Source organism: Evansella halocellulosilytica (genome assembly GCF_002335745.1).
Taxonomy (GTDB): Bacteria; Bacillota; Bacilli; order Bacillales; family Salisediminibacteriaceae; genus Bacillus_CA; species Bacillus_CA halocellulosilytica.
Genome location: NZ_NIST01000001.1, coordinates 2,981,674 through 3,004,094 on the forward strand (window position 1 = coordinate 2,981,674; position 22,421 = coordinate 3,004,094).

At 38.9% G+C, this 22,421-nt stretch carries 23 protein-coding genes; 22 read left to right on the forward strand and 1 reads right to left on the reverse strand.

Annotation, left to right across the window (positions count from 1 at the left end; genetic code table 11):
* The first annotated feature begins 67 nt into the window (after window positions 1-67).
* The 8 genes from hrcA (at window position 68) to deoC (ending at window position 9,244) form a co-directional block, all read left to right on the forward strand.
* Complete coding sequence (hrcA, locus tag CD001_RS14210) at window positions 68-1,099, forward strand: heat-inducible transcriptional repressor HrcA (RefSeq protein ID WP_096188341.1); 1,032 nt, start codon at window positions 68-70, stop codon at window positions 1,097-1,099.
* A 165-nt stretch (window positions 1,100-1,264) separates the two neighbouring features.
* On the forward strand, window positions 1,265-1,858 hold the full coding sequence (gene grpE / locus CD001_RS14215) for a nucleotide exchange factor GrpE (protein ID WP_096188342.1): 594 nt from the start codon (window positions 1,265-1,267) through the stop codon (window positions 1,856-1,858).
* A 36-nt stretch (window positions 1,859-1,894) separates the two neighbouring features.
* On the forward strand, window positions 1,895-3,742 hold the full coding sequence (dnaK, locus tag CD001_RS14220; RefSeq protein WP_096188343.1) for a molecular chaperone DnaK: 1,848 nt from the start codon (window positions 1,895-1,897) through the stop codon (window positions 3,740-3,742).
* A gap of 275 nt (window positions 3,743-4,017) precedes the next feature.
* Window positions 4,018-5,139 carry a molecular chaperone DnaJ gene (dnaJ, locus tag CD001_RS14225; protein WP_096188344.1) on the forward strand — a complete coding sequence of 374 codons (1,122 nt, stop codon included), beginning with the start codon at window positions 4,018-4,020 and terminating at the stop codon, window positions 5,137-5,139.
* Window positions 5,140-5,166: 27 nt separating this feature from the next.
* On the forward strand, window positions 5,167-6,108 hold the full coding sequence (prmA, locus tag CD001_RS14230) for a 50S ribosomal protein L11 methyltransferase (RefSeq protein ID WP_096188345.1): 942 nt from the start codon (window positions 5,167-5,169) through the stop codon (window positions 6,106-6,108).
* An 11-nt stretch (window positions 6,109-6,119) separates the two neighbouring features.
* Window positions 6,120-6,869, forward strand: coding sequence for a 16S rRNA (uracil(1498)-N(3))-methyltransferase (locus CD001_RS14235; protein WP_096188346.1), 750 nt, complete (start codon window positions 6,120-6,122; stop codon window positions 6,867-6,869).
* Window positions 6,870-6,874: 5 nt separating this feature from the next.
* Entirely contained in the window at window positions 6,875-8,218 is a 1,344-nt protein-coding gene (gene mtaB, locus CD001_RS14240; RefSeq protein ID WP_096188347.1) for a tRNA (N(6)-L-threonylcarbamoyladenosine(37)-C(2))-methylthiotransferase MtaB, read from the forward strand.
* Between the two features lie 354 nt (window positions 8,219-8,572).
* Complete coding sequence (deoC, locus tag CD001_RS14245; protein WP_096188348.1) at window positions 8,573-9,244, forward strand: deoxyribose-phosphate aldolase; 672 nt, start codon at window positions 8,573-8,575, stop codon at window positions 9,242-9,244.
* Between the two features lie 125 nt (window positions 9,245-9,369).
* Here the strand turns inward: deoC and CD001_RS14250 are convergent, their stop codons facing one another.
* On the reverse strand, window positions 9,370-10,305 hold the full coding sequence (locus CD001_RS14250) for a Na/Pi symporter (protein ID WP_096188349.1): 936 nt from the start codon (window positions 10,303-10,305) through the stop codon (window positions 9,370-9,372).
* A 185-nt stretch (window positions 10,306-10,490) separates the two neighbouring features.
* Between CD001_RS14250 and rpsU the strand changes: the two genes are divergently transcribed.
* The 14 genes from rpsU to CD001_RS14320 all read left to right on the forward strand — a co-directional run bounded on the left by rpsU (window position 10,491) and on the right by CD001_RS14320 (window position 22,388).
* Window positions 10,491-10,664, forward strand: a complete 174-nt coding sequence (gene rpsU, locus CD001_RS14255) for a 30S ribosomal protein S21 (RefSeq protein WP_013488195.1) — start codon at window positions 10,491-10,493, stop codon at window positions 10,662-10,664.
* Window positions 10,665-10,681: 17 nt separating this feature from the next.
* Window positions 10,682-11,125 carry a GatB/YqeY domain-containing protein gene (locus CD001_RS14260; protein WP_096188350.1) on the forward strand — a complete coding sequence of 148 codons (444 nt, stop codon included), beginning with the start codon at window positions 10,682-10,684 and terminating at the stop codon, window positions 11,123-11,125.
* 196 nt (window positions 11,126-11,321) lie between these two features.
* A complete protein-coding gene (locus CD001_RS14265) occupies window positions 11,322-12,671 on the forward strand; it encodes an NfeD family protein (protein ID WP_096188351.1) in 1,350 nt (449 codons plus the stop codon).
* Window positions 12,672-12,693: 22 nt separating this feature from the next.
* Window positions 12,694-13,698 (forward strand): flotillin-like protein FloA, encoded by a 1,005-nt coding sequence (floA, locus tag CD001_RS14270; protein WP_096188352.1) that lies wholly within the window; start codon window positions 12,694-12,696, stop codon window positions 13,696-13,698.
* A 52-nt stretch (window positions 13,699-13,750) separates the two neighbouring features.
* Entirely contained in the window at window positions 13,751-14,287 is a 537-nt protein-coding gene (locus CD001_RS14275; RefSeq protein ID WP_096188353.1) for a hypothetical protein, read from the forward strand.
* Between the two features lie 281 nt (window positions 14,288-14,568).
* Complete coding sequence (gene yqfC, locus CD001_RS14280) at window positions 14,569-14,856, forward strand: sporulation protein YqfC (RefSeq protein WP_096188354.1); 288 nt, start codon at window positions 14,569-14,571, stop codon at window positions 14,854-14,856.
* Between the two features lie 15 nt (window positions 14,857-14,871).
* Window positions 14,872-16,059, forward strand: a complete 1,188-nt coding sequence (gene yqfD / locus CD001_RS14285; protein ID WP_096188355.1) for a sporulation protein YqfD — start codon at window positions 14,872-14,874, stop codon at window positions 16,057-16,059.
* 5 nt (window positions 16,060-16,064) lie between these two features.
* Complete coding sequence (locus CD001_RS14290) at window positions 16,065-17,027, forward strand: PhoH family protein (RefSeq protein ID WP_096188356.1); 963 nt, start codon at window positions 16,065-16,067, stop codon at window positions 17,025-17,027.
* Window positions 17,028-17,083: 56 nt separating this feature from the next.
* Window positions 17,084-19,375: an HD family phosphohydrolase gene (locus CD001_RS14295; RefSeq protein WP_096188357.1), complete on the forward strand. Its 2,292-nt coding sequence runs from the start codon at window positions 17,084-17,086 to the stop codon at window positions 19,373-19,375.
* Window positions 19,365-19,829: an rRNA maturation RNase YbeY gene (gene ybeY, locus CD001_RS14300; protein ID WP_096188358.1), complete on the forward strand. Its 465-nt coding sequence runs from the start codon at window positions 19,365-19,367 to the stop codon at window positions 19,827-19,829. Before CD001_RS14295 ends, ybeY begins: the two co-directional genes overlap by 11 nt.
* Window positions 19,813-20,202 carry a diacylglycerol kinase family protein gene (locus CD001_RS14305; protein ID WP_096188359.1) on the forward strand — a complete coding sequence of 130 codons (390 nt, stop codon included), beginning with the start codon at window positions 19,813-19,815 and terminating at the stop codon, window positions 20,200-20,202. Before ybeY ends, CD001_RS14305 begins: the two co-directional genes overlap by 17 nt.
* 27 nt (window positions 20,203-20,229) lie before the next feature.
* A complete protein-coding gene (locus CD001_RS14310; RefSeq protein ID WP_096188360.1) occupies window positions 20,230-20,628 on the forward strand; it encodes a cytidine deaminase in 399 nt (132 codons plus the stop codon).
* A gap of 7 nt (window positions 20,629-20,635) precedes the next feature.
* Window positions 20,636-21,532, forward strand: a complete 897-nt coding sequence (era, locus tag CD001_RS14315; protein WP_096188361.1) for a GTPase Era — start codon at window positions 20,636-20,638, stop codon at window positions 21,530-21,532.
* Window positions 21,533-22,241: 709 nt separating this feature from the next.
* On the forward strand, window positions 22,242-22,388 hold the full coding sequence (locus CD001_RS14320; RefSeq protein ID WP_096188362.1) for a YqzL family protein: 147 nt from the start codon (window positions 22,242-22,244) through the stop codon (window positions 22,386-22,388).
* Window positions 22,389-22,421: the final 33 nt, after the last annotated feature.

Here is a 22,421-nt window from a genome sequence, read left to right on the forward strand (position 1 = left end):
CATATTTGGTAACTTATATTATAGATTTAGCACTCAACAACAGAGAGTGCTAACAGGAGGGGTGCACATGTTGACAGAGCGTCAGTTACTCATCTTGAATGCGATCATTGATGACTATATTACGAATGCTGAACCTGTTGGCTCACGAAGCGTATCAAAACGCGAGGATATTAACTATAGTCCTGCTACAATACGTAATGAAATGTCTGATCTTGAAGAGCTAGGATTTTTAGAAAAGCCGCATAGTTCTGCTGGACGCATTCCTTCACAAAAAGGTTACAGATATTATGTGGATCATTTATTGTCACCGAAAAAACTATCTAAAAAAGAAATCGTTAATATTCAATCTGCTTTTAAAGAACAGTACAATGAGCTCGAAGAAATGATACGTGAATCAGCCAAAATTGTTTCGAGCTTAACAAGCTACACATCGATCGTATTAGGACCTGAAGTGTTTGAATCAACCCTTCAAAGAATTCAAATCGTTCCGATAGGAGCTGACACAGCAGTTGCTATTATTGTGACAGACACTGGACATGTTGAAAATCAAACCGTCTCTTTACCTATTGACTTAGATGTGACCGAACTAGAAAAGGTCGTAAACATACTAAATGAAAAGTTAAGAGGGACGCCAATTATCCACTTACGCCAAAAACTTACGAGTGAAGTGCGCAATGTTTTACAACAATATATTCATCAATTTGATGAGATGATGTCAATGCTAAATGAAACATTTGCATCGCATCAAAATGAAAAAGTTTTTTATGGAGGAAAGACCAATATATTAACTCAGCCTGAATTTCATGATGTTGACCGGGTTAGAAGGTTATTTAACCTTTTTGAAGAGGATGCATTGATCTCAAAATTATTTAGAACCGAAGAGCAAGGAATTACAATTAAAATTGGTGAAGAAAATAGATTTGAACCATTTGATCAATGTACAATTATAACCGCTTCATACTCGATTGACGGTAATCATATGGGCACTGTAGGTATATTAGGTCCTACTCGTATGGAATACCCGAGAGTTGTTTCGATCCTTGACTATATCTCAAAAGATCTGTCAAAACTCTTATCATCGAGGTATTACAAAGGTTAAGATAATGGAGTTGAAATTCAGTCTCTTTCACTTTAATGATTCTTCTTGTTCGCATACGCAGTATTATGCTGAGCAAACTTTTTACTTCGTATTGGACACCTATCATTAAGTGAAAGAGCTTTTCCTTGAACACTTATACTTATTTATTCTATTGAGGAGGTGAAAATGGTGGAAAAGAACGACAACCAAGTGCATGAAGAAACGATTGAAGCTGATGATCAAGAACAGACTGAAAGTGAAGAAGTTGAACAGGAGTTCATTGATGAACGCGTTGAAGCTGATTCTCATCACGAGTCAGAAGAGGGTTCAAGCAATGAAGTTGCTGAAATAGAGCAAAAGCTCCAAGAAACATCTAATCGTTTATTAAGAGTTCAAGCTGATTATGATAACTTCCGCCGCCGGACAAAACAGGAGAAGGAGTCGGAAGCGAAATATAGATCTCAACGTCTTGCTGAAGAGCTTTTACCTGCAGTTGATAACTTTGAAAGAGGCTTATCTATTCATCCAGAAAATGAGGAAACGAAATCACTCCTTCAAGGTATGGAGATGGTTTATCGTCAATTGAAAGAAGCACTTGAAAAAGAGGGCGTAATGCCTATCAAGACAGTTGGAGAACCTTTTGACCCTCAGCTGCATCAAGCTGTTATGCAAGTAGAGTCTGATGAATATGACTCAAATATCGTTGTAGAAGAATTGCAAAAAGGCTACATGCTTAAAGATCGAGTTATTCGACCAGCTATGGTTAAAGTAAATGCTTAAAACAGTTACATATGATAAGAATAGGAGGAAAAGAACATGAGTAAAGTAATCGGAATTGACTTAGGTACGACAAACTCTTGCGTTGCTGTCATGGAAGGTGGCGAAGCAACTGTTATAACGAATGCTGAAGGTGCACGCACGACACCATCTGTTGTCTCTTTTAAAGACGGTGAACGTCAAGTTGGGGAAGTTGCTAAACGTCAAATGATTACAAACCCAAATACGATTACATCTATTAAACGCCATATGGGTACTGATTATAAAGTTGAAGCAGAAGGTAAGGAATATACACCGCAAGAAATTTCTGCAATCATTCTTCAAAAACTAAAAGAAGATGCAGAAGCATACTTAGGAGAAAAAGTAGCAAAGGCTGTCATTACAGTTCCTGCTTACTTTAACGACTCTCAGCGCCAAGCGACAAAGGATGCTGGTAAAATTGCTGGTTTAGAAGTGGAGCGTATCGTAAACGAACCTACTGCAGCTGCACTTGCATACGGTCTTGAAAAAGAAGAAGACCAAACGATTTTAGTATATGACCTTGGGGGCGGTACATTCGACGTATCGATTCTTGAGTTAGGGGATGGCTTTTTCGAAGTACGAGCAACCTCAGGGGATAACAAATTAGGTGGAGATGACTTCGACCAAGTTATCATCGATCATTTAGTTGACGAATTTAAAAAAGAAAACGGCATTGACCTATCACAAGATAAGATGGCGCTTCAACGTTTAAAAGATGCTGCTGAGAAAGCGAAAAAAGACCTTTCTGGTGTATCACAAACACAAATTTCATTACCATTTATTACAGCAGATCAGTCTGGACCAAAACATTTAGAACTAAACTTATCAAGAGCTAAATTTGATGAGCTTTCTTCAAATCTTGTTGAGCGTACGATGGGACCTACTCGCCAAGCGTTAAAAGACGCTGATCTTTCTGCAAGTGACATCGACAAAGTTGTATTAGTTGGAGGATCTACTCGTATACCAGCTGTACAAAATGCAATTAAACAACTGACTGGTCAAGATCCACATAAGGGGGTTAACCCTGATGAAGTAGTTGCACTCGGTGCAGCAGTTCAAGCTGGTGTTTTAACTGGAGATGTAAAAGATGTTGTTTTACTAGACGTAACACCTTTATCTTTAGGGATTGAAACAATGGGTGGAGTGTCAACAAAGCTTATTGAACGTAATACTACAATTCCAACGAGCAAGTCTCAAATTTTCTCAACTGCAGCCGACAATCAGCCATCCGTTGATATCCACGTTCTTCAAGGAGAGCGTGAAATGGCAGCAGATAATAAAACTTTAGGTCGTTTCCAATTGACAGACATTCCACCAGCACCTCGTGGTGTTCCACAAATTGAAGTGACATTTGATATCGATGCAAACGGGATTGTGAATGTACGTGCGAAGGATCTAGGTACGAACAAAGAGCAATCGATTACGATTACTTCTTCTTCCGGTTTATCTGAAGAAGAGATCGAACAAATGGTTAAAGATGCAGAAGAAAATGCAGAAGCAGATAAACAGCGCCGTGAAGAAATTGACCTACGCAATGAAGCAGATCAGTTAGTATTTACGACAGAAAAAACGCTAACAGATCTTGGTGACAATGTGGATGCTGCAGATAAAGAAAAAGCAGAAGCAGCAAAAGAAAAAGTGAAAACTGCTTTAGAAGGCGATAACACTGACGAAATTCGTACTGCTAAAGACGAATTACAAGAAGTTGTTCAGCAGCTTTCTACAAAGCTTTACGAGCAAGCAGCCCAGCAAGCTCAAGCACAACAGGAAGCACAAGGTGAAGGTGCTCAACAACAAGCGGATGCAAATGATGATGTTGTCGATGCTGAATATGAGGAAGTAAACGAAGACGAAAAGAAACAGTAATATGTGCGTTCATAAAAGGTCACTTTCATAAATAATCGACCTGATTGAACAACCGGATATTCGGAAGTGGAAAAGTCAAAGTCAGGTTCCCCTTGGCTTTGACTTTTTCCGCTTTCATAACTCGATCTTCAAAGATGTGCAATGAAATACGTCATGATAAATGAAATTACATGATTGAAGAATGATTACTTATCTAAATGAATATAAGAAAACTTGTCAGTTTTGCAGACGAATGATAAGATATTCGTTATGGATTAGAGTCGGGAGTGGATACGATGAGCAAAAGAGATTTTTATGACGTCCTTGGAGTAGAAAAAGGGGCGCCAGAAGCGGAGATTAAGAAAGCCTATCGTAAGCTTGCCCGAAAATATCATCCGGACGTCAATAAAGAACCGGATGCGGAGCAAAAGTTTAAAGAAGTAAAGGAAGCTTACGATACTTTAAGTGATTCACAAAAAAGAGCCCACTATGATCAGTTTGGACATACTGATCCGAACCAAGGATTTGGTGGTGGCGGCGCTGGAGACTTTGGCGGCTTTGGCGATATCTTTGATATGTTCTTTGGCGGTGGTGGAAGAAGGGATCCAAATGCACCACGTCAAGGTGCGGATATGCAGTACACGATGACACTAGAATTCAAGGAAGCAGTTTTTGGTAAAGAAACAGACATTGAAATTCCACGTGAAGAAGAGTGTGAAACGTGCCACGGATCTGGCGCAAAACCTGGAACACAACCAGAGACTTGCCGTCAATGTGGTGGTTCTGGACAGCTAAATGTTGAACAAAATACACCTTTTGGCCGTGTTGTCAATCGGAGAGTCTGTCATCATTGTGATGGAACCGGACAGACTGTCAAGCATAAATGTCGTACGTGCGGCGGACAAGGAAATGTGAAAAGACGTAAAAAGATTCATATAAAAATTCCTGCTGGTGTAGATACCGGACAGCAAATTCGCGTTGCTGGTCAAGGAGAGCCGGGAGTGAATGGAGGACCATCAGGAGACTTATACGTTGTATTTAATGTGAAACCGCATGAGTTCTTTAAACGAGATGGAGATGATCTCCATTGTGAAATGCCGCTTACGTTTACTCAAGCTGCATTAGGGGATGAAATAGAGGTACCTACATTAAAAGGAAAAGTGAAATTAAAGATACCAGCAGGGACTCAAACGGGTACACATTTCCGGCTTAGAGGAAAAGGTGTACCAAATGTAAGAGGAATGGGCCAAGGTGACCAGCATATTAAAGTACGTGTCATTACTCCGAAAAATATATCTGAGCGCCAAAAAGAACTATTCCGGGAATTAGCAGAGATAAGTGGTAATGAGGCACCTGATGAACAAAGTGAAAATTTCTTTGCAAAAGTAAAACGAGCATTTAAGAATTTTGGGGAATAAGTATTGATAAATGAGGGAGTTGGTTACGTGAAGTGGTCTGAAATTTGTATTCACACATCGCAAGAAGCTGTAGAGCCTGTATCAAATATTTTACATGAGGCAGGTGCAAGTGGAGTAGTGATTGAAGATCCTCAGGACCTCTATAAAGCTTGGGATACGACTTTAGGTGAAGTATATGAATTATCACCAGATGATTACCCTGAGGAAGGTGTCATCGTAAAAGCGTATTTACCGGTAAACAGTTTTTTAGGTGAAACAGTGGATGAGATTAAAGAGGCCATTAACCAGCTCCTCGTTTATAATATTGATATTGGGCATAATAAAGTAACATTAAGTGAAGTGAATGAAGAAGAATGGGCAACAGCTTGGAAGAAATATTATAAACCAGTGAAAATATCAGACCGGATAACGATTACACCGACGTGGGAAGAGTATGAAAGAGTACATGAAGATGAATTAATCATAGAACTCGATCCAGGTATGGCATTTGGAACTGGGACTCATCCGACAACAGTTCTGTCTATACAAGCTCTTGAACGTCATTTGCGAGAAGGTGAAACAGTCGTTGATGTTGGTACTGGATCAGGTGTTCTCAGTATTGCAGCAGCAAAGCTAGGGGCATCTGAAGTATTTGCACTTGATTTAGATGAAGTAGCTGTGAAAGCGGCAAAGTTAAATATTAAGTTGAACAAAAGTCAGGATATCATCAAAGTAGAACAAAACAATTTACTTGATGGAATTCACGAACAACCTGACCTTATCATTGCCAACATTTTGGCAGAGGTCATCGTAAGAATGACTGATGATGCATTTACGTCATTAAAACCAGGGGGAAAACTGATTACTTCCGGCATCATTCAAGGAAAAAGAGCAGATGTTAAAGAGGCAATTATGAACAGTGGCTTTGAAATAACGGAAATAGTAGAAATGGAAGACTGGTTAGCGATGGTCGCACAAAAACCAGAGTAGGTGGAAGACAGATGCAACGGTATTTTTTGGACACATCACATTTTAAGGCTGATTATGTTATGATTACCGGGGAAGAACAAAAACACATTCGACGTGTCATGCGCATGGACATAGGTGACACGATTGTTTGCTGTGCAATCGATCGGTGCTACACATGTAAATTAAGTGAGTTTGCTGATAACCACATAAAAGCACAAATTATCTCGGAAGAACATGTGGATAAAGAACTACCAGTAAAAGTGACAATTGCTCATGGGCTGCCTAAAGGTGATAAACTAGAACTAGTCTTTCAAAAAGGGACCGAGCTCGGAGCATATGAATTTATCCCGTTTGAAGCAGAACGTTCGATTGTGAAATGGGACGAGAAAAAAGCACACAAAAAAATGGAGCGGTGGAATAAAATTTTGAAAGAAGCAGCTGAACAATCTCACCGCCAGCGAGTGCCTAAAGTGTTACAGGTACAGAAATTTTCATGTCTTGTCTCAATGTTTAAAGAATATACACATGTTTTAGTTGCTTACGAAGAAGCAGCTAAAAGCGATGAGAAAAGTCGTTTATCCGAAGTGTTAGAACAAATGAAGTCTGGGGACAAACTATTGCTTATTGTCGGTCCGGAAGGCGGTTTTTCTGATCGTGAAGTCATTGAAATGAAAGAGTTTGGTGCATTAACATGTGGGTTTGGGCCGCGAATCCTACGTTCTGAAACTGCACCGCTTTACGGTTTAGCGGCAATCTCATATCATTTTGAATTGTTGGGGTGAATAAAATGCCAACGGTTGCTTTCCATACATTAGGTTGTAAAGTTAATCATTACGAAACAGAAGCGATTTGGCAGCTGTTTCAGCAAGCAGGCTATGAAAAAACAGAATATGATCAAACATCAGACGTTTATGTGATTAACACTTGTACCGTAACAAATACAGGTGATAAAAAAAGTCGTCAAGTGATTCGACGAGCGATACGTAAAAATCCTGAAGCTGTCGTCTGTGTCACGGGGTGTTATGCACAAACGTCACCAGCAGAAATCATGGCGATTCCAGGTGTCGACATCGTCGTAGGTACACAAGACCGTCATAAACTAATCGAATATATTGGTCAGTTTAGAAAAGATCGTGAACCAATTAATGGTGTCGGCAACATTATGAAGGCTCGTGTCTATGAAGAACTCGATGTTCCTTCTTTTACAGACCGCACTAGAGCCTCATTAAAAATACAAGAAGGCTGTAATAACTTTTGTACATTTTGTATTATTCCTTGGGCACGTGGCCTCATGCGTTCTCGTAAGCCAGAGGATGTTATTGCACAAGCGAAGCAGCTCGTGATGGCTGGGTATAAGGAGATAGTGTTAACGGGTATTCATACAGGTGGATACGGTGAAGATATGAAGGATTATAGTTTAGCGAAACTTCTTCTCGATTTAGAGGAAGTCGAAGGGCTAAAGCGTATCCGAATATCCTCTATTGAAGCAAGCCAAATTACGGATGAAGTGATTGACGTAATCGATCGTTCAAATAAAGTCGTTCGCCATTTACATGTACCGCTGCAATCAGGTTCAAATAGTGTTCTAAAGCGGATGCGTCGTAAGTATACGATGGAATTCTTTTATGAACGAATCCTTAAATTAAAAAAAGCTCTTCCGGGCTTAGCGATTACTTCCGATGTGATTGTCGGATTTCCTGGGGAGACGGATGAAGAATTCCAAGAGACATTTGATTTTATTCGAAAAGTACATTTTTCTGAACTCCACGTATTTCCATATTCTAAACGTACAGGTACTCCTGCTGCTCGTATGGACGATCAAGTGGAAGATGATGTGAAAAATGAACGTGTCCATCGTTTGATTGAATTATCAAATCAATTAGCGAAAGAGTATGCTTCACAATTTGAGGGGGAAGTACTCGAAGTTATACCTGAAGAGAAGGATAAAGAAAATCCTGACAGCGGATACTATATCGGTTATACAGATAATTACTTGAAAGTAAAAGTTCCTGTCGATGAGAGCATGGTGGGGGAAATTGTAAAAGTAAAAATAGATCAAGCGGGTTATCCGTATAATATAGGCAGTTTCGTCCGTGTCCTTTCCGAACAAAAGCAAGTTGTTAATGGATAATGAAGTACAATCTTTCCTAGTTCACAAAAGTGTCGGGCACGATAGCGATAAACTATTTGATGATAAAATGTATAAGGAAGAATCCGATTATCGTAATATATAATCGGGTTCTTTTTTAATGATCAAAATTATGGTGATGAGGGCATCACTCGATTGTACTAAGTTTTTTCCCAACCTTTTGCGCAATTTCACATTTATAACTCTGATCTTTTATTTTTTTATCCTTAAATGAAACGGATTACAAGTTTTTTTATACTTTAGGCACAATAGTTTATAAAGGTGCTATTCACACGTGATAAAAAATGTTATTCTATGTTGTGGTACGTACATCTACATATAAGGAGGGTCATATAAATGAGTAAAGAATTAGCGAAATTTATTGATCATACGCTTTTAAAACCAGATACGACTGAAGAACAAATCGTTACCCTTGCAAATGAAGCAAAAGAATACAAATTTGCATCTGTCTGTGTAAACCCTACTTGGATAAAGACATCTTACCAAATTTTAAAAGATACAGACGTGAAAGTTTGTACCGTTATTGGTTTCCCATTAGGGTCATCAACACCTGAGGTAAAGGCATATGAAACAAAAGATGCTATTGAAAAAGGTGCAACTGAAGTTGATATGGTAATTAATGTAGGGGCATTAAAATCAGGTGATTACGAGCTCGTTCTTCGCGATATTAAAGCAGTTGTAGATGCTGCAAAAGGAAAAGCGTTGACAAAAGTAATTATTGAAACATCCTTACTTACTGAGGAAGAAAAAGTGAAGGCATGTGAACTTTCTGTTGAAGCAGGAGCTGACTTTGTTAAGACATCTACTGGATTTTCCGGAGGCGGTGCAACTATTGAGGACATAGCACTTATGAGAAAAACAGTAGGTCCTGACATCGGAGTAAAAGCTTCTGGCGGTGTCAGAGATCGTCAATCTTCATTAGCGATGATTGAAGCAGGTGCAACGAGAATTGGAGCCAGTGCTGGTATCGCGATTGTGAAAGGTGAAGAAGGAACTTCTGATTATTAACATAAAGAGAGAGGCTTGTCATCGGACGAGCCTCTTTTATATGATAACGATATTAGCAAACATCGTATTTAAATGATTATGGTGCAAATCTGCTTAGTGTGAAGAGGAAAACAATGCATGGATAATTAACGTTTTTCTTTAAAGCGGTGTATCCACAAAATAAATTTCGTGAATTGATTTATAAATGGTAAAACAATGACTGAACAAAAGGCATTATAAATCAGTGTCGCATGAGCAAGCTGCTGAGCAGGTGAAGATGTGGTTAGTTCAATGAAATTTGAGAAAACTTGAATCAGTGGAAAGAAAATAAGTAACCCGAAAATATTTAACCAAATATGAGCATAAGCTGTCAGTTTTGACTCTTTACTTCCACCAAGGCTTGCAAGCCATGCTGTCAAACATGTCCCAACGTTTGCACCTAGCATAATTGCTATGCCTGCAGGTAATGAAAATAAATTTTCATTCATAAAAGACATGGCAATAGCTGTTACCGCAGAGCTTGACTGAATTATACCACTTAATATCATTCCGACTGAAACAGCGAGTACTTCATGTTCATTTGTCGACAAGATCCAATCGTAAACGGTTGATAATGATGATAATGGATACGCCAATGTTTCAAAACCATGCATCGCGACGAGGATACTGCCAAAACCAAAACTAAAACAGCCAAATGAAAACATAAAAGGGTGGCGGGTCATTAACAATGGAACACCTATTAATAAGGCGGGTGCTATAATCCAAGAAAGGTCAATTGCAAGTACTTCTAATGTAACGACCGTTCCAATATTAGCGCCTAATATGATTCCAATTGAATGTTTGAATGATAAGTATCCTGTTGCAACGAGCCCTACAGTCATAATCATTACGGCAGAACTACTTTGAAGAAGTGCTGTAATGACAACTCCTACAATAAAACTTTTAAATGGGTGGTCTACAGCTTTATAAAGAAACTTTTTCATTCTTTTCCCTTGTATATGAAAAAGGCCTTGTTTCATCACCGTCATTCCGAATAGAAATAGTGCAATATAAATAGCGAACATTGAAAAGATTTGATTCATTCTTTTCCCCCTCCTCTGAACATGTGTATGGAAAAAGGTGGACAAGAATGACAAGTTAAATGTAACAAAGCAATACTTGCTCTTTTAAACTTGTAAGTTGACCAATACATACATTTTCATATATAATCAATAAAGACATGCAATTTTGTATGTTTTGATTGGTTGTTCGGAGGGAGGGATATAGAATGGCAGAAACACGTGTACGTAAAAATGAATCTATCGATGCTGCTCTTCGTCGCTTCAAGAGAACGATGTCTAAGGAAGGTACGTTGGCAGAAGTTCGTAAGCGAAAGCATTATGAAAAACCAAGTATTAAGCGTAAGAAAAAGTCCGAAGCGGCTCGTAAACGTAAGTTCTAAGGAGAGGGTGTAGATCCTTGAATCTTCTTGATCGTCTTAATCAAGATATGAAAGTAGCGATGAAGAATAAAGAGAAGCAACGTCTATCAGTGATTCGTTCAGTGAAATCCTCTATTCAAAACGAAGCGATAAAGCTTGGTAGAGAAGTGACTGAGGATGAAGCGTTAACTGTTCTTAATCGTGAAATGAAACAAAGAAAAGATTCCCTCCATGAATTTGAACAAGCTAATCGGATTGACTTAGTTGAAAAAACAAACTCAGAAATCAATATATTGGAAGAATACTTACCATCACAGTTATCAGATGACGAGCTCGAACTCATTGTTCAAGAAACAATTGAAGAGGTCGGAGCGAATTCTAAAGCTGATATGGGGAAAGTGATGGGGGCCATCATGCCAAAGGTAAAAGGAAGAACAGATGGCAATAAAGTAAATCAACTAGTCCAAAAATCGTTATCATAAACAAAAAATGATGCGTATAGACGCCTTGTGTTCGTAAGCACAGGGCGTTTTTATATTTTTAGTAAAAATGAGCCATCTTAATATCATAATCTGTCTATTTTTTATATAATTTAAGACGTAGGGGTGAAACCTTTAGCCTTTTACTCCGTATATATTAATAAGATTTTTACATAAAAGAAAGGAGGATTAGCACCTTATGAAAAAGTTACGTATGATGACCTTCATTTCTATGATCATGTTTGCCTTTCTACTTACTTTCGTTCCGTCCCATACAGAAGGTGATAGTGATGGAGAGCTGGTTTATTATATCCCAGTCGAACAGGCAGTTGAAAGAGGGCTTTTATCTTTTCTTAATAGATCGATTACTGCAGCAGAAGAAGAAGGGGCAGATCATATTGTATTTGAAATAAATACACCAGGTGGATTAGTGGATGCTGCAAATGAAATCGCTTCATTAATTCAAAATACAAATACTCAAACGACTGCATTTGTAGTAAAAGAAGCGATGTCAGCTGGAGCTTATATTTCATTAAATGCAAATAATATTGTCATGTCACCAGGTTCAGAAATGGGTGCTGCGCAAGTCATTGAAGGTGGCTCTGGAACTGCGGCGGATGATAAAGCACATTCCGCTTGGCTGGCAGCGATGAAAAATGCAGCAGAATTAAATGACCGTGATCCACAGTATGCTTTAGCTATGGCGGATCCTACTATTGATTTACCTGAATACAGAGCAGGTGAAGGGCAACTATTAACGTTGACTGCTAGTGAAGCATATGAAGTCGGATATGCAGAGGCAATCGCTCGAGATCGTCAAGAGTTGTTACAATATTTAGGACTTGAGAATGCAGAAGAAAGAGTGGCAGAGGTTAGTTTTGCTGAACAGATTGCACGATTTGTTACGCACCCAATCGTCATTCCGATCTTATTATCTATCGGAAGTATGGGATTAGTCCTTGAATTATATTCACCAGGTTTTGGAATCCCAGGAATCATGGGAGCTTCAGCGTTATTTTTATATTTCTTTGGTCATATGGTTGCAGGATTTGCCGGATGGGAAACATTTATTCTGTTCGCAGTAGGGGCTATATTATTGATTGTTGAAATATTTGTACCCGGTTTCGGTATCTTCGGTATTATCGGAATCGGGGCAATCATCGGGAGCATGGTTTTAGCTTCCTATTCGACAATGAATATTTTACTATCTATTTTAATTGCCGCTGTTTTAACGATTATCGTTTCGGTACTTTTCTTTAAGTATGTTGGTTACCGAGGTCCATTAAAAAGAGTGGTTTTAAATGATGCAACAAAAAATGAAGAAGGATATGTATCCAATGAAACTCGTACTGAATTTGTCGGTAAAATTGGAGAGGTTATCACAACCCTTCGTCCATCAGGAACAGCATTAATCGAAGATGAACGACTTGACGTTGTTTCTGAAGGAGGATATATTGAACAAGGAAGGAAAGTGAAGGTAATCTCTACAGCAGGTTCTCGAATCGTTGTTCGAGAAGTGAGTGGAGATACCGAAAACAAAGAAAAATGAATGATTAAAAGGAGGAAGTATTATGCCAGCAGAAATTGGCCTAATTATTACGTTAGGACTTATTATCGTAGCATTAGCAGTATTATTCACTTTTGTTCCAGTAGCACTATGGATTTCAGCATGGGCAGCTGGAGTAAGAGTTGGGATCTTCCAATTAGTAGGAATGAGACTTCGTCGAGTTATCCCTCACCGGGTAGTAAATCCGTTAATTAAAGCGGTTAAAGCCGGTCTTGACATTAGTACGAATAAATTAGAGGGTCACTACTTAGCAGGTGGTAACGTTGACCGCGTTGTAAATGCGTTAATTGCAGCACAACGTGCAAACATCGATTTAAGCTTTGAGCGCTGTGCAGCAATTGATCTTGCTGGACGTGATGTATTAGAAGCTGTTCAAATGAGTGTAAACCCGAAAGTAATTGAAACACCATTCATTGCCGGTGTTGCAATGGACGGAATTGAAGTAAAAGCGAAGGCACGTATTACAGTTCGTGCAAACATTGATCGATTAGTCGGGGGTGCAGGTGAAGATACTGTCATCGCTCGTGTAGGTGAGGGGATTGTATCAACAATCGGTTCTGCAGAGAACCATAAAGAAGTATTAGAAAACCCTGACATGATCTCTCAAACAGTTTTGAAAAAAGGATTGGACTCTGGTACAGCATTTGAAATTTTATCGATCGATATTGCAGATATTGATATCGGTAAAAACATCGGTGCAGGGCTACAAACTGATCAAGCAGAAGCAGACAAAGTGATTGCGCAAGCAAAAGCTGAAGAACGTCGTGCGATGGCCGTAGCAAAAGAACAAGAAATGAGTGCGCGAGTAGAAGAAATGCGTGCAAAAGTTGTTGAAGCTGAGGCAGAAGTACCACTAGCGATGTCTGAAGCATTACGCTCTGGAAATATGGGAGTCATGGACTACATGAACTTAAAAAACGTCATGGCTGATACAGATATGCGTGAATCGATTGGAAAAGCAACTGATGATGATACTGACAATAATGAGGGCGGACGCAAAAAATATTAAGAAAAGAAACGTTTGAATTCTTTTCTGACCTCGAGGAAGGAGTCAGTAGCAAATGCAAGGATTATTAGAAAATCCACTTATTCTTTTCTTTATCATTGCAGCAATATTGAGCTTCTTTCAAGGGTTAGGTGGCAACAAAAAGCAGGAGAATAAACGACCTAACCGCCCTCAAAACCGTCCAGCAGAAACTGGACAGTCACATAGGGAGGAAGAAGTTGACTGGCGTGAAATCTTCAAACAGGAGACACAAACTGTTGAAGAAAGACGCGAAACTACTCGTCAGCCGTCAGCAGAAAATAGCAGTCCCCTTTCAAGGGATGGAGAAAAAGAATTAAATAAAACAAACGAAGAGCTGTTAGAGCGATATGAAAATCTAAAGAAACGGAAACAAGAAGCAAAAAGAAATGCATCTAAAATTGAAAACTCTCCAATACAAAACTCGGACTTGACGAAAAATCGTAAATCCAAAGTGGAACTTGATTTCTCTAGTATTTCGAGAGATGAAGCTGTTAAAGGGATCATTTGGTCTGAAATCTTAGGCAAACCACGATCGCGTAAACCGAGAGAAACGTTTTCATATCGCAAATAGTTACTTCTTAAAAGCCTTCACACATGTTGTGTGAAGGCTTTTTTGACGTTAATCTGAGCTTGTTACAGAAATTGTACCTCATACATCCAAAGACGTGTCATTTAACACCACTCTCTTAAATTCTACATACTGCTGAACAATTACTACCTTCGTGCTTAACAGTAAGTTCCTGCACTAACACATCCATTTACAGAGATATTGTTATTCACCTCTCATTTGTACGATTTGTTGTGATAGGACTGTGAGATTTTACATACATATGAGTTGAAGGGGGGTTCGTCATGAAAAAGTTTCAGAGAGTGATCAGACAATGGATGACGAAGAATATGGATCTTCCTGCGGATGTCATGATGGATTTACCTAGGGTGACCATGATTGGTCACTTTCATATTTATATTGAAAATCACCGTGGACTTATTCGATTTACAAACGACGAATTACGATTGAGGTTAACCGAAGGAGAGCTACTCATTAAAGGAAAATCATTCGTAATAAAAAATATTTTACCTGAAGAAATCCTTTTAGAAGGCGTCGTTGATGATGTCAAATTTATTCACAACAATTCATAAAGAAGGTGAGATAAAATGAAAAATAACTGGGTACATAAAGTAACTGGAAGTGTAAGAGTGAAAATTAGAGGACCTTATCCAGAACTATTTATAAACCGCTGTATTTATGAAAATATCCGTGTGTGGGACATCCAATATCCGGGTAGTGATGTCCTTGTTTGTACGATCTTTTTGGACGAGGTGCCCAAACTTCGAAAGCTTGCCAGACGATCAAACTGTAAGATCTCGTTTTTGGAACGGAAAGGCCTGCCGTTCATATATAAAAAATTAAAGAGGCGGAGCGGATTAATGATAGGTGCCCTGCTTTTTTTCATCTTACTATTATCATTGTCAAATATGGTGTGGAACATTGAAATTGATGGTGCTTCGCCCGAAGTTGAACATGAATTAAGGCAGGCTGTGACTGATTTAGGGGTTAGAAAAGGAGCATTTCAGTTTCGCTTACCGAAGCCTGAAGAGATACAGTCATTTGTAACAGATGAAATTAGTAGCGCAACTTGGATTGGGGTAACGGTAAAAGGAACGACCTATCATTTTCAAGTAGTAGAAAAGGAAATAGCTGAAAAGGAACCAGCCGAAGCACCAGGGCACCTTGTAGCGAATAGAAAAGCTGTCATAAAAGACATATTTATCGAAGATGGTCGGCCGGTTATCGAGCCGAATCAAGTCGTTGAAAAAGGGGACTTGCTCGTTTCAGGGCTCATTGGCAAAGAAGGGGCAGAGCAGAGAGTCTCAGCAAAAGGTGAAGTGTTTGGTGAATTTTGGTATAAAACGACAGTTGAATTACCTGTTGAAAAAGAATTGGATGTAGCAACTGGTGAGAGACATAAAACGCACGAGTTGCATTTAGGGTCTTTCTCATTCCCGTTTTGGGGTTGGACCCCTCCAGAATACGAACAAACGAAAATAGAAGAACATAAAACGAATTGGAGTATTTTTGGCTATACTATTCCTATTCATTATGGAAGTAAAGAATATTTCGAGACGGAAAGGGCTGTCATTGCTCCGTCTAAAAAAGAGCTAATATCATTGGCAGTTGAAAAAGGAGCAGAAAAATTATTACAAAGTTTTACTGAAAAAGCTGAAATAAAAGGCGAAAAAGTTTTGCACCATAGGGTTGAGGGTGGTAAAGTTATAGTAACTATTCACTATCGGATAGTAGATCAAATTGCGGAAAAACAACCGATAATTCAAGGAGACTGAGAAGATTGACAGAAAAACGGCAAACGATTCAGTTAGGTGTACAAAATGCGAATGAAGTACAAGCTTTATTCGGACCTAATGACAGACATTTAAAAAGACTAGAAGAAGCTTTAAATACAACGATTTTAACACGAGGAGAAGAGGTTATGGTAACTGGTTCTCCCGAGGATATACAAAAGATAGAAGATGTCTTACAAGTGCTCATTCAGTTAATTCGTAAAGGCATCAATATTCAAGAAAGAGACGTCGTTTATGCTGCACAACTAGCGAATCGAGGCATGTTAGATGAAATTTTTGATCTTTACGAAGAAAAAGTAACAACAACTGCAAAAGGAAAGCCAATTTTAGCAAAAACCCTCGGTCAAAGGCATTACTTATCAGCGTTGAAAAAAAATGATATCGTTTTTGGTATCGGTCCTGCTGGTACAGGGAAAACGTACTTGGCCGTCGTAATGGCAGTCCATGCATTAAAAGAAGGTCAAGTAAAACGCATTGTCTTAACGAGGCCAGCTGTCGAAGCTGGAGAAAGTCTTGGTTTTTTACCAGGGGATTTAAAAGAAAAAGTAGATCCTTATTTAAGACCACTTTACGATGCTTTGCATGATGTTTTAGGTGTTGAGCAGACAACTCGTTTAATGGAGCGGGGGACAATCGAAATCGCACCCCTTGCTTACATGAGAGGGCGTACTTTAGACGATTCCTACGTCATATTAGATGAAGCACAAAATACGACTTCAGAACAGATCAAAATGTTTTTAACGAGGTTAGGTTTCGGATCAAACATGGTTGTTACCGGAGATTTAACACAAGTCGATTTACCAAAAGGAAAAATATCAGGATTAAAGGTTGCTATTGACATATTAAAACACGTTGAAGGACTTTCGTTCATTTATTTGGAATCTGCAGATGTCGTGAGGCATACACTCGTTCAACGAATTATAGATGCATATGAAAAAGATCATGAATAACCTCTTTTGTTAGACAAGATAGGGTTCTGATATGTGTTGCGAGGTGGGGAATCATTATGGGGAAGCGTTCTTCTATTGAACATCAAAAATGGTGGCAAAAGCTAAAAAATCACCGTTATATTCGTATTTTTCTATTTATCATATTAGGCTTAGTTACTTATGCCTTAATGTTTTCTAATGTTATTCCTGACACACTCGAAGTAGAAATGGGTGGGGTTGCAGACCAGGATATCCGTTCTCCTCTTACGATTGAGAATAAGCAAGAAACAGAACGATTAAGGCAAGACGCGTATGACTCTGTCGAACCTGTCTATTCTTCTAATCCTAGGTATGCCCAAAATCAAATTGAACGTATAAATGAAATCTTCACGACTGTAAAGCATGTTCAAACAGAAGCGAAAGAGCGTGAAGAAGAAATTGAAGAAATAGAAGAAGAAGCAGAGTATGCAGATGAAGAGCAAGCTGATGACATTCTTGAAGATATCCCTGAAGAAATCACCTTAGATGATCAGCTGGAGAAGGTTCGGCAAATTATTACTGAGCAAACGAGTGAAGATTTGAGTGAGGATACGTTAGTAACATTATTAGAATCAACAGAAGATGAGCTTGAAATTGCTCAAGAAACGACGACTAATGCTATTCATGATGTCATGAGTGATGATATACATATCGATGAAGTAGAGGAAGCAAAAAATAGTGCAGAAAGAAAAGTATTGATTCCTACTGTAGATCCAAAGCTGTATCGGTCAATGATTGAGTTAGCACGATTTGGAATTACTGCAAACTACTTATTAGACGAAGAAGCAACTGAAGATGCAAGGCAAGATGCTGTTGATGAAATAGAGCCTGTTTTAATACGGGAAGGCCAGTTGCTCGTTGAAGAAGGCCAAGTGATCACTTCTGAAATTTATAACCAGCTTGCACTGGTCGGATTGCTGGAAGATCATACGATTGTCTATCCATTTGTCGGATTAGCATTCATCGTCATACTGTTAATCTCTATGTTAGCTTACTACTTAGGTGACGCAAAAACGACTTTACAAACGAACAATACACATTTATTGATGTATGTACTTATTTATTCTGCGACACTCGTTTTGTTAAAAATTGTTAGTTTCACGCACATCATTGAGATTGAAGGGATGACATACGTCGTTCCGGTGGCGATGGGAACGATGTTAATTACAACATTGCTCCACTCACGAGTGGCACTTTTTACGAGTATGGTTTTTGCCATTGTTTCGAGTGTGATGTTCAATGGGCAGTCAGCTGGTATAATTGACTATTCTCATGGAATTTATGTATTCTTTAGTTCTGTAGCGGGTGTCTTTTTCTTAAGTAAGTCTCATCGTGTTATGAGAATATTACAATCAGGATTATTTGTCGGTTTAATTAATGTATTAGTCATCGTGTCATTAATTATGCTAAAAAATGGACAATATAACTTAATAGACGTCGGTTTCCACGTCGGGTTTGGAATGGTATCAGGTTTTGTTGCAGCTGTTTTAACACTTGGGCTTCTCCCATTTTTTGAGGCTGGGTTTGGCGTTTTATCAACGACGAAATTAATTGAGTTATCGAGTCCAAACCATCCATTACTTAGAAAAATATTGCTTGAAGCGCCAGGGACGTATCACCATAGTGTGATTGTCGCTAATTTGGCAGAAGGGGCATGCGAATCTGTTGGGGCAAATGGCTTATTAGCAAGAGTAGGGGCTTATTATCATGATCTCGGTAAGACGAGACGTCCTCATTTCTTTATAGAAAATCAAATGAAAATGGATAATCCTCATGATAAAATATCGCCTCAGCTTAGCAAGACGATCATTATTGCTCATCCATATGATGGGGCAGACATGTTAAAAGAATATAAGATGCCTAAAGAAATTATCGGTATTGCTGAACAACACCACGGTACAACATTACTTAAATATTTTTACCATAAAGCTTCTCAAGAGTCAGAACAGCCAATTCATGAAGAGGAGTTCAGATATCCGGGGCCGAAAGCACAAACGAAAGAAGCAGCGATCGTCGGAATCGCAGACTGTGTTGAAGCAGCCGTTCGTTCGATGAACAAACCGACTCCAGAGAAAATTGATAATCTTGTAAGGAAAATTATTACAGACCGTTTAGAGGATGGACAGTTTGACGAATGTGATTTAACGTTAAAACAATTGAATACTGTAGCTACATCTATTTGTGAAACGTTACAAGGGACGTTCCACTCACGCATTGAATATCCAGATGACGATGTGAAAAAAGAGAAAAAAGAAAAAGTGAAAGAGAAAAAAGAAAAAGTGAAAGAGAAAAAAGAAGTGAAAGAAGAAGGTGATAAGCATGACAACTAGACACGTTGAATTAGCGGATGAAACGGAACAGCTAGATAACAATATGCTTACCGTTGTAAAAGAAGTCATACTCACTGCAATGGAGGAAGAAGAAGTGAGTGATCATGCAGAAGTGTCACTCACTTTTGTAGATGATAAAACGATACACGATTTAAATAAGAATTACCGCAATAAGGATAAGCCGACAGATGTGTTGTCTTTTGCGCTAAATGAAGGTGAAGAGGATATAGTAGGTGAAGGAATGCCTGATTTACTCGGAGATATTATTATATCGGTTCCACGAGCTGAGCAGCAGGCTGAAGAATATGGACATTCAATAAAACGGGAACTTTGCTTCCTTTCGGTTCACGGCTTTTTACATTTAATTGGCTATGATCATGAAACTGAAGACCAAGAAAAAGCCATGAATGAAAGACAAGAAATGATCTTGCAAAAACATGGGCTTAAAAAATAAGCGACCGTTTATTTCGTGGAGCCGTTTAAAAAGAAGTTTTGTCTATGCTTCAATGGGAATTGTGCACACATGGAAATCCGAGCAAAATTTTCGGATACATACGATTTTAGCTATCGTTATTTTTATTGCAGCACAGCTGCTAAATATTCCACTCTTTGAACAGACAGTGCTTGTGATCGTTATTGGCGGTGTTTTAGCGTTGGAGCTCCTTAATACGGCAATTGAACACATTGTAGATTTTTTAGTCCAATCGTATGATAAACGGGCGAAAATTATTAAAGATGCTGCTGCTGGAGCTGTTTTCATCTTTTCAGTCACAGCTGTAATTGTTGGGGCAATTATATTTATACCGAGAATTATAGCGTTATTTTAATCAGAACATTTTAAGAAGGTGAATCGAATGGAAGAAAAGACATTAATTACAGAAGCAATGAAAGCACGAGAAAGAGCATATGTACCATATTCAAAGTTTCCCGTCGGTGCAGCGTTACTATCAAGTGATGGAACTGTCTATCATGGTTGTAACATCGAAAATGCAGCTTACAGTATGTGTAACTGTGCAGAGAGAACAGCGATTTTTAAAGCCGTTTCTGAAGGCGTGATGAACTTTAAGGCGATTGCCGTTGTTGCAGATACGGACGGGCCAGTTTCTCCGTGTGGTGCATGCAGACAAGTGATGTCAGAGTTGTTGCCGCGAGATGCAAAAGTGATTTTATCAAATTTAAATGGTGACGTATCAGAATGGACAGTTGAGGAAATACTGCCTGGTGCATTTTCTCCAAAGGATTTAGAAAGGTGATGGCTTCATGAAGAAATCAGGTTTTGTTGCACTGATTGGCAGACCTAACGTCGGAAAATCAACATTATTGAATCAAGTATTAGGGCAAAAAATTGCGATTATGAGTGATAAACCGCAAACGACGAGAAATCGAATTCAAGGAGTATACACAGAAGAACGAGGTCAAGTAGTCTTCATTGATACTCCAGGTATACATAAACCGAAGCATAAATTGGGCGACTTTATGACGAAAGTAGCTCAAACGACATTAAGGGAAGTAGATGCTGTGCTCTTTTTAATTGACGCAAAAGAAGGACGTGGCCGCGGTGACAATTTTATTATGGAGAAACTAAAAAATGTCGATACTCCTATTTTCTTAATCATTAATAAAATAGATGAAGTACATCCTGATGAATTGTTACCGATTATTGAAGAGTACCGTAATGAATTTCATTTTACAGAGGTTATTCCAATCTCTGCATTGCAAGGAAATAATGTTAACACATTAATTGATCAAGTGTTCAGTTACTTAGAGGAAGGACCGCAATACTACCCAGAAGATCAAGTGACTGATCATCCTGAGCGGTTTTTGATGGCAGAGATGATCAGGGAAAAGGTGCTACACTTAACACATGAAGAAATTCCTCACTCGATTGCTGTAGACATTGAACAAATTAAACGACGTGGAGACCGCGATAAAGTGTATGTTGGGGCTGTCATTGTTGTTGAACGCAGTTCACAAAAAGGAATCATCATTGGGAAACAAGGAAAAATGCTTAAGGAGATTGGGCAGCGAGCAAGAGAAGACATTGAGGCTGTACTAGGTTCAAAAGTGTTTTTAGAACTTTGGGTTCGTGTTGAAAAAGATTGGCGAAACAAAGCGAAATATTTAAATGAATTTGGCTATCGAGACGAAGAATATTGATAAATAGAAAGGCTATCCTTTAGTGGCTAATGTAAGCCAAAGGAAGTCTTTTTATTTAGTAAATTTCGATCTCTCGATTGCTGTCTAGACTAGCAGGCACGAGCGTTTCCTATACGAGCTTCCACACGGATGTGGTGACTTCGGTGTTCCCGCAGGACGCGGGGGTTTTAGCCGAAGATCTGATCTTACGAGTTGTCTCGACGGACAGGACGTCCTAATGCCGGGCATGCCACAGGACGCGGCGTATTGCCCGGTTGACGGATCTAGCCTCAAAGTGATACTGGAAGTGGAAGAGACAGTAGTTTTCGGCTCGAGGTCGCTTCGCCCCGCCACTTGAAGTCTAAGTTCGAACTTCTTCCTGTCGGGACTCAAGCACTTGGTCCTGCGGTTACTCGTCGCAGGTCAAGAGTGTCGCCGATAGGCGGGCACCTTTCGCTTTTCTTATAAATCTTGTTTTTTTGTAAAAAAAAGACTATGATGTCTTCAACGATAGTTATATCGAGCTGTTTTAACGATCAAATATCGAGGGTACACACCAAAAAGATCTAGTTTAGTGTGGAAAAGGCGGTGCTTTACACCGAAACCTATAGGCAACTTCCACTTTACTAATAAATTGTCAATAATTCCATAACATGAAACAGGTGAACGAGGTTAAAGCTATTTTTATAACAAGAGGATATTACTTGATGCTGAAAGGTGGAATTTTCTAATGAAAGAGATACCTTGGAAAGTTTTCTCTGTAACAGGCAACATTGACTCATATTTGCTGTTTAAAGAACTTGAACGTCAAGGTAACCCCGATGATGATGAAACCACAGAGTTAGTTTTGGAAGAAACAGATCCTCCGACGCATTAAGCCTCGTTTACTGCCTGAATGGTGGTGATCATA